The 12,055-nt window shown below is 54.1% G+C and carries 7 protein-coding genes; 1 reads left to right on the top strand and 6 read right to left on the bottom strand.

What is annotated here, in order from left to right; all coding sequences use genetic code 11:
* Positions 1 to 5 precede the first annotated feature (5 nt).
* The 6 genes from KK078_RS01585 to KK078_RS01610 all read right to left on the bottom strand — a co-directional run bounded on the left by KK078_RS01585 (position 6) and on the right by KK078_RS01610 (position 11,145).
* Complete coding sequence (locus KK078_RS01585) at positions 6 to 2,039, bottom strand: OmpA family protein (protein ID WP_254088479.1); 2,034 nt, start codon at positions 2,037 to 2,039, stop codon at positions 6 to 8.
* A gap of 80 nt (positions 2,040 to 2,119) precedes the next feature.
* Positions 2,120 to 4,423: a patatin-like phospholipase family protein gene (locus KK078_RS01590; protein ID WP_254088480.1), complete on the bottom strand. Its 2,304-nt coding sequence runs from the start codon at positions 4,421 to 4,423 to the stop codon at positions 2,120 to 2,122.
* 75 nt (positions 4,424 to 4,498) lie between these two features.
* Positions 4,499 to 5,788 (bottom strand): peptidoglycan DD-metalloendopeptidase family protein, encoded by a 1,290-nt coding sequence (locus KK078_RS01595; RefSeq protein ID WP_254088481.1) that lies wholly within the window; start codon positions 5,786 to 5,788, stop codon positions 4,499 to 4,501.
* Positions 5,789 to 6,055: 267 nt separating this feature from the next.
* On the bottom strand, positions 6,056 to 8,311 hold the full coding sequence (locus KK078_RS01600) for a M1 family metallopeptidase (protein ID WP_254088482.1): 2,256 nt from the start codon (positions 8,309 to 8,311) through the stop codon (positions 6,056 to 6,058).
* A complete protein-coding gene (locus tag KK078_RS01605; protein WP_254088483.1) occupies positions 8,311 to 10,536 on the bottom strand; it encodes a M1 family metallopeptidase in 2,226 nt (741 codons plus the stop codon). The genes KK078_RS01600 and KK078_RS01605 overlap by 1 nt, the downstream gene beginning before the upstream one ends.
* A gap of 15 nt (positions 10,537 to 10,551) precedes the next feature.
* On the bottom strand, positions 10,552 to 11,145 hold the full coding sequence (locus tag KK078_RS01610; RefSeq protein ID WP_254088484.1) for a HupE/UreJ family protein: 594 nt from the start codon (positions 11,143 to 11,145) through the stop codon (positions 10,552 to 10,554).
* Positions 11,146 to 11,554: 409 nt separating this feature from the next.
* On the opposite strand from KK078_RS01610, the gene KK078_RS01615 reads away from it, so the two are divergent.
* Complete coding sequence (locus tag KK078_RS01615) at positions 11,555 to 12,046, top strand: DUF6702 family protein (RefSeq protein ID WP_254088485.1); 492 nt, start codon at positions 11,555 to 11,557, stop codon at positions 12,044 to 12,046.
* Positions 12,047 to 12,055: the final 9 nt, after the last annotated feature.

A 12,055-nucleotide genomic window follows, 5' to 3' on the forward strand; every position in this document is an offset into this window, starting at 1 on the left:
GTCCATTAGAGGTTCACGATCTTAAATTCTACGCGACGGTTTTTCTTTCTTCCTTCTTTGGTCGCATTGGTGTCGACCGGTTTGGTCTCACCAAAGAATACAGTCTTTACCTTTTCTTTCGTAATGCCTTTGTCGTAGAGGTATTCCGCTACGCTGTTGGCGCGGCGTTTGGAAAGGTCTAAATTATAGGGCTCCGGGCCGACCGAATCGGTATGACCCGCGATCTGTACGTGTACGCCTGCGTTGTTGTTCAGGAATGTTACGAGACGGTTCAATTCCGGATATGACTCGGGTTTAAGCGTTGCCTTGTCAAAATCAAAGAAGACGTTGTTCAACACGATCACTGCTTCGGGCGTTGGCGAAGTTACCAGGAGCGGGCTCAGGTCGAAGTCTTTATGATCGATCACTTTGTCGGCCGTAATACCGCGCAGGTCGAGGTTCTGGCTTTCGGAGATCTTCCCTTCTGCCTCGGTTCGAATGCCGTAAAGCCGGCCTGCGGGCAGGCGAATTTCGTATTCACCCGTTTGAGGATTTGATTGGGCTACGCCCAGCTCTCTGCCGCTGGGCAGTTCTTCGTAAATGATCTTTGCTCCTACGGGCTTGCCGGTTGTTTTGTCGATCACTTTGCCGCGTACGGTGATCCACGGCTCGGGGCTTTTTACGATCGGCAGCTTCACGCGGAAGATATCTGTGTTGGTCTCGGTCACGCCGCGGGAGTAGTATGCGTAGTCGCTGGAGGACGGGATGTTAAAGAACAGGTCTTCGAGGGGTGAGTTGATCTCGGGGCCCAGGTTCTCGGGCTCTGACCAGTTTGTCCAAGTATCGTCCAGGCGGCGGGAAACGTAAATGTCGTTGCCGCCGTAGCCGCTGAAACCTTTTGATGAAAAGTATAATGTTTTGTCGTCAGAGGCGAGGAAGGGGCCCGACTCTTCGGCGGCGGTGTTTACCACGTCGCCGAGGTTGAGGGGTTCGCTCCACGCGCTGTCGGCACTCATGAAGGTGACGTACAGGTCGCGGTCGCCGTGTGAGTCGGAGCGCTGAACCGACATGAGCAGCGTTTTGCGGTTGTCGGCCAGGAAGTAATTGGCCTTCTCGTTAAAGTTATAGTCGTTCCTGATGTTGAGCACTTTCGGTGCGCTCCACACGCCGCTTACGTTTGATGTGATGGATACTCCGGCCGACATCTTGCCCTGGTTGTCGTAGCGGTTGCCGAGCACCATGATGGCGGCTTTGCCGTCGGGGGTGATCGAGCGAATGGTGTTGACAAAGTTGGGGCCTTTGTTGTTGAACTGGGGGCCCATGTTCTTGGCGAGTTGCCAGCGGCCGGTAGAGTCCAGTTCGGAATACCAGATGTCTTCTTTGTCGTTTACGCCGCCGATGTTCTCGGGGTGGTTGCTGCGGCTGAAGTAAAGGGTCTTACCATCGGGCGACAGCAGTGGGTTCAATTCTTTGTATTCGCTGTTGACGTTTTTGTCGAGGGCTTCGATGAGGATACCGGAGGCCAGCATTTGCATCTGCGGAATGTCGGCAATGATGGGATAGTTGGAGTCGGAGATCGCCACGGCATCGATGCTGAAATAGTCGGGCAACGCCGCACCGTCAAATTCGATCTTGACGGCTGCTACCTTATAGGGTGTTTGCTCGACAAAGATGTTCAGCATCCGTCCCTTGAGCGGGATGGCCATGGGGTTAAGTGTATTAATAACGTATTCTTTTCCGGCGGGATCGTAGGCGAGCACGCGGTAGATAGCGCTGGGGTTATGCGACTCGGCAATGGCAATCTGCCGGATGCTGAGGGGGTTGGCAAAACCCAGCTTGAGAAACTCTTTGCGTTTGGGTTTGTCAGGTGCCCAGGCGTTGGGGCTTTGGCCGCCGGCCGGTAATACGTTCGGCTTGCCGAGTGCTTGCTTGGCCGAATACTGAATGGGTGTAAGCTCAGATGAAAACTCTATAACGGAGGAGGCCCATTGTACAACCTGGGCTTTTGACAGCAGGGAAAAGCCGGTGAGCAAAAGGGTAGTCAGTAAGAGTCTTTTCATGCAGGAACACAGTTAAAAATTCAAAAGATAAACTTAGTTAAAATTGTGAACACGGTAAACGTCGCGGGATTATTCGTATGTTATTCGAGGGAGTGTTTGTTATACAGCAGGAAGCCGATGTGGAATAATGCTCCCAGCTGATTCTCGTCGTCGTCGTAATAGTTCAGGCTGAGGCTGATGGGTCCGATGGGTGCGTGGTATACGATGCTTGTCGCGGCGGCCAGAAAGATCGATTCGATGTCCCGGCTGATGTGTGCCTCTTGTCGGGCGTTTTCTTCGAGGTAGTCGAATGGCTTAAAGACGTAGCCTTCCAACCGGTAGTCGATCTTGGGGTGCAACGCCAGCACGGCGCGGCCGCCGGCGGCCACATAGTTTGGCGACCGGAAGTTCTGTAACACCAGGGTGCGGCTGTCCTGCAGTGGTGTGAAGGCGGGTGTATTGATGATCGTGCCGAAGTAATTCTGAAAGAAGGGCTGGTTCGAGAATACACCTTCGGCAGCATACCCCAGCGTGAACGTACGGCTGAGGCGAAAGAACTGTTCGGCGCTGCCGCGGATGCGGAACCAGTTATGCCGTTGTTTGGATTCCCGCGACAAGATCGAGGTGTTGCCCGGGGTGTGTGTGGCCGATACCTGAAAGTAGTCGCCTGTAAGGGAGTAGGCTTTGCCCTGGGAGGCATATTGTTTTCGGTTCAGGCTGCTGGCCGAAAAATTAAAGCCTGTTTTGAAGCCGCGGATGTGGAGGTCGTCGAGGGTGTCGGTGCTGATGAAGGAGTCGCCGTTGATATAGCGGTCGTCGTTGTTGAACGACTCGATGTGAAGGCTGCCCCGGAACTGCTCGTGCACGGGTACGCCGAGATTAAAGCCGATCTTGCGGTTGATACGCGTCAGCACCGTGGGATGGTTGCGCGAAAACTCTTCAAACAGGTCATTGTTCTCAAAGTAGTCCCAGCTGTCGAAACCCACGTACGGTTCGAGAAAGAGCGGCGTGGGAAAGTCTATGCGCACTTTGGCGACGCCCGATTTATAGAAGCTGCCGGTTTGGAAAGACAGGTAATAATGCTGCAGCGTGTTGCTGAAGTGATAGAAGTTAAGCCCTACGAATACATTGCTGATGTCGCGCGAGGCAATGACGCCACCGAAATCTACCTGGAAGTTATGCTGCGGCCGACGTGAAAGCTGCAAGGAGAACGTTCGTCGCGTGCTGTCATACAGGATGGTGGGGTGTGCGTTGGAGAAAAAATCCTCGGCTACGAGCCGGAAGTATCCGCGTTTGACATCGCTGTAGGGATAAAGCCGTTCTTCGCCCAGCCGCATGTTAAAGAGGCGGCGGATGTATTTCCGGCGCTTGGAATTATAACTTTTAAACACCAGTCCATCAAACAGCATGGGCGGGTTTTTGTCGTTAAAGGCGTTGCGCTTTGCCGCCACCGTATCGCACGGTACGCGGCGGGCGATCTTGCCTTTGATCTCTTCCAGTTGCCGCAGGGTTTGCCGGTAGCCGCTATCGATCAGGCTTTTTGCGCGGGCAAAGTCAAAGGCGGTGAAACCGTTCAGGTTGGGCTGGATGAAGACGCCGTGCTCATCGATCTTTCTCGGATCGGTCTTATCCATGAGCATGTAGAGCAGCGATTTGGAGATGAGCTTGTCGTCATCTTTGTAGGGATAGCCCTCGAAGACCTTCGACGATACGTTTACGCCGATGACCACATCGGGATTGAACTCGACCTGGGCCACGTCTACCGGGAAGTTGTTATAAATGCCGCCGTCGAAGAGGTATTTACCGTCTACGCGGATGGGTGTATAAAAGAACGGTACGGTTTGGGTAGCGCGCAGGGCGTCGCTCAGGGAGCCTTTTTTCAGGATGACTTCTGTTTGCGTGAAGATGTCGGCGGCGACGACACGCAGCGGCACAAAGAGGCGGTCGAAGTTGTTGCCGGCAATGGCCGATGCCTGGGCGGTGCGCTCGGTCAGGGCAAAGTTGAGCGATACGTCGCGGGCCAGGCTGGAGTTGAACTGAAAATTAAAGGTGGAGTCCAGGCCCAGGTTGACTTTGAGAAACGAAGGGGTGATGTCGTGTTGGTGGTAGAAGTAGTTGTAGCCCTGCTCGGGGTTGCCGTTCACCCAGCCCATAAACTGGTCGGAGAGGATCATGGCCTCGATCTGATCAGGGCTCATGCCGGCGGCGTAGCAGCCGCTGATGATGCCGCCCATGGACGTGCCGACGACATAGTCTACGGGAATGCTATTTTCCTCGAGAGCCTTTAGCACACCGATGTGGGCAATGCCTTTCGCGCCGCCGCCGCTTAGCACCAAACCAACCCGCTGCGCGTTGGCCAGCGCCGGTAACAGGAGCACGAGGAGGAGAGGAAGACAGCGCTTCATTCAAGCAACAAGACCTTTTCCCTGGCAAATAACGTCAGAGAAAAGGTCTTGGCTTCTACCGAAGCGGAAAAATAATTAAAGCGATGCCATCGGTTCCTGCTTGTCCTGATCCGGGAACGGGATCGCCTGCAGGCGGTTTGTGAGGTCTTGCTTGACGGTTTCGAACTGCGACAGGTATTCTTTCTTCACAGGCTCTGACGGCGGCAGGTCGATCTTGAGGGCGTCTACCTGTACGCCATTCTTCCAGAAGCGGTAGCACAGGTGCGGGCCGGTGGCCAGGCCGGTGCTTCCTACGTAGCCGATGGTTTGGCCTTGACGCACCCGCGTGCCGGCACGTACGCCATCGGCGATACGCGACATGTGCAGGTATTGCGTGGTATACGTGCCGTTGTGACGGATCTTAACGTAGTTGCCGTTGTTGGATTTGTATTGCGCTTCCTCTACCGTACCATCGCCTACCGAGCGGATCGGCGTGCCGGTGGGGGCGGCGAAGTCGGTGCCAAGGTGAGCCTTCCAGCGTTTTTGCACGGGATGGAAGCGGCTCATGGTATAGCGTGAGCTGATGCGGGTAAACTCGATGGGATATTTCAGCAGCGCTTTGCGCAGGCTTTTGCCGTCCTGGTCGAAATAGTCGTCGCCATCGCCCTGGTCGAGCGGAAAGGCATAATACGGACTGCCGAAGTGCTCAAAATAGATGGCTTTGATCTTGTCGATGCTGACCGTCACGCCTTCTACCTGGCTTTCTTCATAGATCAGCTTGAACTTGTCGCCTTTCTGGAGGCGGGCAAAATCTACCTGCCAGGCGAAAATATCGACGAATTTGTTGGTCAGCTCGTGGCTGATGCCCAGCTCTTCGATGGTTTCGGAGAGGTTGGAGCGGATCTCGCCGGCAATGCCTTTCTCTACGGTTACGACGTCGCGCTTGCACACGTCGATGGTCAGGGAGTCGCCAAAGCGGAAAACGATATAATCAATGGGGTTCGGCTCATACACGAAGGCCTTTGCGGTCTTCAGGGAATCCTGATTGCAAATGAGCGTATACTTTTTGTTGGGAACGATCTTGCGCACGTCGAAGATGTTACGCGAAACCTGTGATACCTGATGGATCAGGCGGGCGGGCACGTTGTATTCCAGGAGGATGTCGCCCAGGCGCTCATTGCGTTTGATCTTGTCTTCGATGACGAGGAAGTCATCTACCACCATGCCGTACAATACGCTGGGCTCTTTGAGCTTCAGCGAGAAGTTACTGACGGAATCTGCTGCGTCCTCCTGATAGGCGAGGCTCGGTAGGTAATAGCGGTTGAACGCTACGGCAGCGACGATCAACATTACGATTCCGAAGAATCCTAACCAGCGTTTTTGCATGTTCTAAAAAGTTTTAAGCCGTCAACAGGTGACGGGGGGTTTTTAAAAAATGAAGCAGTAAAGATAATCAGTTCAAAAAATAGAATGGAGCTCGTGTACCAAAACTGCTAAGATGTAAATATAACGGGCCGGGTCGATAAGACAAACAAAAATGTTGTGGGGTAAACGCCACAGCCGTTTAACGGCACTTGGGGAGGGGTTACCTATTTGCCCGCCTGGGTACTGTTCCCTCCTATACCAGAGTGGAGAGAACAGTACCCGCCCGGATCAATTGTTCTTTTTAAACAGGTCGAAGCGGCTTTCGACGGCCCTTTTGGGGAACACGTTGTTGGCTGCTTCTACATCGGCCAGCTCTGCATTGGGGTCAAGTAAGATATTGACCACTTCCTTTTCTTTTACAAATACCTTGCTTACCTCGTTCTCGTTGGCGCGCCAGATCTCTGCCGGCAGGCGCTCGATCTCCTTCGAGCCGTCTTTGAATGTCCACTCGATAACGATCGGCGACACGAGGCCTCCTATATTTTTAAAGTGGATCTGGTATAGGTTCTTGCCGTCTACTTTCTTGCGGATGTCGGCGTCGTTCAGCGTACCGCGGAACTCGCCATAGGCTCTGGCGTCGGTGTTGAGCATGGAGAACTCTTGCGGGCCACCGCTGAAGTCGGTGCCGTTGTTGGTCTGCTGTGCTGCCAGGTCACCCTTTTTTGTGCGCGGTGTTTTCTTCTCGGGGTCTACCTGTTCGCTTTTTACCCGGAACCACTTCACATCGTCTACGGCGAGGTCGACATTGTCTGTGGAGTAGAACCAGCCTCGCCAGAACCAGTCGAGGTCAACCGCGGAGGCGTCCTCCATCGAGCGGAAGAAGTCGGCAGGTTTGGGATGTTTAAAGGCCCAGCGCTGGGCATATTCCCGGAAGGCTTTGTCGAAAAGCTCGGGCCCCATGACGGTTTCACGCAATAAGGTCAGCGCGGCGGAGGGTTTGGTATAGCCGTTGGCGCCGAACTCGCTCGGGCGTTGGTCGTCGCTGTTGGCCATGATTGGCCGCATCTGGCTTTTGTCGCCTTTCATAAAGGGAACGATGCCTTTGGGGGTACCGTGGCTCTCGAACAGCTCGGGGTAGCGGGTGCGGATGGTTTCCTTTTCCAGGAAGGTGTTGAGGCCTTCGTCCATCCAGGTCCACTGGCGCTCGTCGGAGTTGACGATCATGGGGAAGAAGTTGTGGCCGACTTCGTGCACCACCACGCTCACCATGCCTTCCAGCTTTTGCTTGGAGTAGGTGCCGTCTTTGTTGGGGCGGCCGTAGTTAAAGCAGATCATGGGATACTCCATGCCCTGGTTGGCGGCATGTACCGAGTATGCTACCGGGTAGGGGTAATTAAAGGTGCGCTCGGAATATAGCTCCAGGGCGTTCTTGATCGCCTTTGTCGATTCTCTCTCCCACAGCGGATTGCCTTCTTTGGGGTACAGCGACATGGCCACTGGTGTTTTGTCGCCGATCCTTACGGCCTGGGCATCCCAGATGAATTTACGCGAGGATGCAAACGCGAAGTCGCGCACGTTCTCTGCGGCAAATTCCCACGTGGCTTTTTTCTCGGAGGGACTTTTCTCTTTTTGAACGGCTTCTGCCTGCGTGACGATGATAACGGGTTTGTCAAAGCTCTTCCGGGCGCGTTCGTAGCGTTCCAATTGATCTTTTGACAGGACGTCCTTTGCGTTTTGGATCGTGCCGGTGGCACCGACGATGTGATCGGCCGGTACGGTGATGCGTACGCGGTAGTTACCAAAGACCAGGGCAAACTCGCCCTGGCCGAGGAACTGTTTGTTTTGCCAGCCCTCGTAGTCGTCGAACACGCACATGCGGGGGAACCATTGTGCGAAGGTATAAACGTAGTTGCCGTCTTCGGGGAAATACTCGTAGCCGCCACGTTCGCCAAAAATCTGGCGGTTGTACTCGGTGTAGCTCCAGGCAACGGAGAATACATACTTCTCGCCGCTTTTGAGCGGCGCAGGCAGGTCTACGCGCATCATGGTGTTGTTGATGACGTATGGCAGGGCCTTGCCGGCAGCGTCTTTCACATATTTAATGGTATAGCCGCCTTTGTAGTCGGAGGTTTTTACACCGGCCATCATCGCAAAGAAGCCCGCGGGTACCGAGTCGCGCACGGCGCCGGTGCGGCTTTGATTTGTGATGCTGTTATCGGCCAGAATGTTCTGGTCGAGCTGCAGCCAGAGAAATCCTAATGCTTCGGGTGAATTGTTGTGATACGTGATGGTCTCCGTGCCGGTCAGCAACTGCGTCTTGTCGTTGACTTCCACGTCAATGGTATAGTCGGCCTGTTGTTGCCAGTAGCCGGTGCCGGGTGCTCCCGAGCCGGTGCGGTAGCCGTTGGGTGTCGGCAGCAGATGGTCCAGCTGCTCGAATTTTCCTTTCCAGCCGGCCGGCTGATTTTGCGCCGACACGTGGCCTGCTGTAAACAGCAGGGTAAGTGCGGTCACGATGCGCAGGGTCATGTTTCCCACCTTCATTACTTGCTCTTCTTTTTAAACTCTTCAAACTTTGAAGCTGCCTGTGCCTTGGGGAACACGTTGTCTTGTGTGTTGATGTCGGTGATCTCTTTTTGAGGATCGAGTACGATGCCGGTGACCTCTTTGTCTTTTACAAATACTTTCGTCACGCGGGTTTCGTTCGTGCGCCAGATCTCCGCGGGCAGGCGTTCGATCTCTTTCGAGCCGTCTTTGTAGGTCCACTCGATGATCACGGGCATCACCATGCCTCCTTTGTTGCTGAGGCTTACTTCGTAGATATTTTTGTCCTGCAGTTTTGCCATGACCGCCTTGTCATCGATCGTGCTTCTGAACTCGCCATACATGCGCGGGTCGGTGTTGGTGAGGGAAAAGGGCTCGGCGCCGCCATTGAAGCTCTGGTACTTCTCGTCGTTCTGGGCCAGGTCGCCGGGCTTGGTCTTCACGTTTTTCTTTTCCGGGTCGACTTCTTCCTTGCGCATCTTAAACCATTTCACCTGGTCGATGGATTGATCGACTATGTCGGTCGAGTAGAACCAGCCTCTCCAGAACCAGTCGAGGTCCACCGCGGAGGCATCTTCCAGGGTGCGGAAGAAGTCGGCGGGCTTAGGATGTTTGAAGGCCCAGCGCTGGGCGTATTCTTTAAAGGCGCGGTCGAAGAGCTCGCGGCCCATGATGGTTTCGCGCAGCATAAAGAGGCCGGTGCCGGCCTTTGCATACTGTTCGTTGCCAAACTGAATTACCTGCTCGGAGTTCACCATCAGCGGGCGCATGCTGCCCGGGTCGCCTTTCATGTATGGCACCAGGGCGGCGGGTTTGCCGCGGTCGAAGTCTATATCGGGGTAGCGTTCGATCTCTGTTACGAGCTGCACAAAGGTGTTTACGCCTTCGTCCATCCAGGTGGTCTGGCGCTCGTCGTTGTTGATGATCATGGGGAAGAAGTTGTGGCCCACTTCGTGTACGATCACTCCGATCATGCCTTTGCGCACGGCGGCGCTATACGTACCGTCTTTTGCCGGGCGGCCGTAGTTGAAGCAGATCATGGGGTACTCCATGCCCTGGTGCGCGGCGTGTACCGAAATCGCCACCGGGTACGGATAGTCGATCGTCATGCGTGAGTATACTTCCAGCGCATTCTTTACCGCTTTGGTCGATTCTTTTTCCCACAGCGGATTGCCTTCTTTGGGATAGAACGACATGGCCAGCGGTGTGTAGCTGCCGATCTTTACGGCCTGGGCATCCCAGATGAATTTACGCGATGTAGCAAAGGCAAAGTCGCGTACGTTCTCGGCGTGGAACTCCCACGTCTTTTTCTCTTTCAGTTTGGTCTTCTCGCGTTGGATTGCTTCTTCCTGTGTCGCGATGATCACCGGCTTGTCAAAGGAGGTCCTGGCTTTCTGCCAGCGTTCCAGCTGGGCTTTGCTCAGTACGGCGTCGGCGTTCTTTAGCTGGCCTGTAGCGCCTACGATGTGGTCGGCCGGGACGGTGATCTTTACTTTATAGTCGCCGAAGGTCAAGGCGAACTCGCCCTGGCCGAGGAACTGTTTGTTCTGCCAGCCTTCGTAGTCGTCGTACACGCACATGCGTGGGTACCACTGTGCAATGACGTACGAGTAGTTGCCGTCTTCGGGGAAGTATTCGAACTGTGTGCGTTCGCGGAAGCGGATGCCGTCGTTGATGTTGTACCCCCAGTCGATGGAGAAGGAGAACTTCTGACCCGATGCGAGTGGCGTGGGCAGGTCGATGCGCATCATGGTATAATTCACCATGTAGGGCAGTGTTTTGCCGCTTGCATCTTTTACGGACTTGATCTTAAAACCACCGTCGAAGTCGTACAGGTTGAGGTTCGCGGCGGCGGTTTTGGTATCGACTGAATCTTTAATGGTACCGCCTTTCGTTTTTTGTGTCATGTTGCCGTCGGCCAGTTTGTTCTGGTCGAGCTGCAGCCACAGGTATTTCAGTACGTCGGGCGAGTTGTTGGTGTAGGTAATGGTTTCAGAACCGGTTACGCTCTGGTTGTCGTCGTGGAGCTCGACGTTGATGACGTAGTCGGCCTTTTGTTGCCAGTATTTGGGACCGGGTGCTCCCGAACCCGAGCGGTATTCGTTGGGTGTCGGTAAGAGCTGATCCAGCTGTTCAAACTTGCCTTTCCATTTGGGGGCGTCCTGCGCCTGTAGCCTTGTTAGGAACAAGAGGGCGAGGCAGGACAAGGTTAGGATACGTGTCATATTAGGTTTTTTGAGTTAGTCTATCCAATAGGCTTTCTCTTTCATGAGCATCAATGCGATGCCGGCAACGGCCGAAGAGATCACCATTTTCCAATCGCGACGGTTCACGCTAAATAAATCTACCATAATAAAAGCGGCCACCAGAAAGATGACAACAATAATTATCTGGCCAACCTCCAAGCCCAGATTAAAGGCTAATAGTTGTGATACAATCCGTTCGTCTTTGCCGAGGATTGCGCGCAGGTAGTTGGAGAATCCGAGGCCATGGATCAGGCCGAAACACGCGGCGAACAGATAGTTCAGCTGCAGCGGCCCGGTGCCCAGATTTTCTTCGTCTTTGAACAGGTTCGAGACGGCCGTGATGAAGATGGTGAGCGGAATGAGAAATTCGATCAGTTCGGGCTTGACGGAGACGATGTCGAGCACGGACAAGGCCAGCGTGATGGAGTGGCCGATCGTAAAGGCTGTTACCAGCACGAGGATCTGCCGCCAGTCGCGCATGAGGTACAATGCACACAGGGAAACGACAAACAAAATGTGGTCGTATCCATTCATGTAATCCAGAATATGGTCCCTGCCTTCGTCGAAATAAACTCTAAACTCGCTCATAGTTCATGATAAAGGGGCACAATTATAGGGGATAAGTTTGAATTGTGCATTGTCGGCGGGCAAGTACACGGTGCACGGGAGGGTTTGAATGGGGGTTTTTATGGGGGGTTGGTGTATGCGTGGTATATGTCAGGGATAGCTTATGTACGGCTTTGGTATGGCTTTGATACGGGTAATCCCTATGTGAAGGGTTGCTTTAGGGTTGGGATGGGCTAGGTTGTTTATGGTTGTTTAGATGACGACGTTAGCTCAAGGCGGTCGGGAGACCGCCCGTACCGGGCACCGGTCTCCGCCCCGGGACGGGGCTAAAGACCGGCGCCAGTCGGGTCTGGGGTTCACTTGCGTCAGCAATCTGGGGGCTGCTTTTAGTTCTTATTCATTATTTTTGAGCTTTTTAAAAAAGTACGGGATGGTTTCGAGCGTTCTTTCTTTTGTTCAGTGGGTGGTGCTGGTGGTTATGGCGCACCCGCTGCATGTGTCGGTGACGGAGGTGGCTTTTGATGAGAAGGACAAGGCGCTGGAAATTATGATGCGGGTTTTTATCGACGACCTGGAGGTGGTGATGCGCAACCGGCTTAAACAGCCGGAACTGGACATTACGGTGCCGAAGGGAATAACGGTGGACGAGATGATGGGGCCGTACCTGGCGGAGCATTTTACGATCCAGCTCGACGGCAAGGCGCAGAAGATCAAGTACCTTGGCCATGAGAAGGAGGGCGAGGCATTTATTTTTTATGTGGAGGTAAGCCCGGTGAAACGGTGGAAGAAAATTCAGGTGACAAACTCGATCATTATGGAGACCTACCGCGACCAGTCCAACCTGGTACATGTTACCGTGCAGGGTAAGGTGAAAAGCTTGCGGCTGACAGGCGACGAACCCACCGGGCAATTAGATTTTTAGACAACAGCA

This window comes from Dawidia soli (assembly GCF_018598185.1).
Lineage (GTDB): Bacteria > Bacteroidota > Bacteroidia > Cytophagales > Cyclobacteriaceae > Ohtaekwangia > Ohtaekwangia soli.

Excerpts from the sequence above, each read along its gene's own strand:
- KK078_RS01585 (WP_254088479.1), bottom strand. The coding sequence starts at position 2,039 with ATGAAAAGACTCTTACTGACTACCCTTTTGCTCACCGGCTTTTCCCTG.
- KK078_RS01590 (WP_254088480.1), bottom strand. The coding sequence starts at position 4,423 with ATGAAGCGCTGTCTTCCTCTCCTCCTCGTGCTCCTGTTACCGGCGCTG.
- KK078_RS01595 (WP_254088481.1), bottom strand. The coding sequence starts at position 5,788 with ATGCAAAAACGCTGGTTAGGATTCTTCGGAATCGTAATGTTGATCGTC.
- KK078_RS01600 (WP_254088482.1), bottom strand. The coding sequence starts at position 8,311 with ATGAAGGTGGGAAACATGACCCTGCGCATCGTGACCGCACTTACCCTG.
- KK078_RS01605 (WP_254088483.1), bottom strand. The coding sequence starts at position 10,536 with ATGACACGTATCCTAACCTTGTCCTGCCTCGCCCTCTTGTTCCTAACA.
- KK078_RS01610 (WP_254088484.1), bottom strand. The coding sequence starts at position 11,145 with ATGAGCGAGTTTAGAGTTTATTTCGACGAAGGCAGGGACCATATTCTG.
- KK078_RS01615 (WP_254088485.1), top strand. The coding sequence starts at position 11,555 with ATGGTTTCGAGCGTTCTTTCTTTTGTTCAGTGGGTGGTGCTGGTGGTT.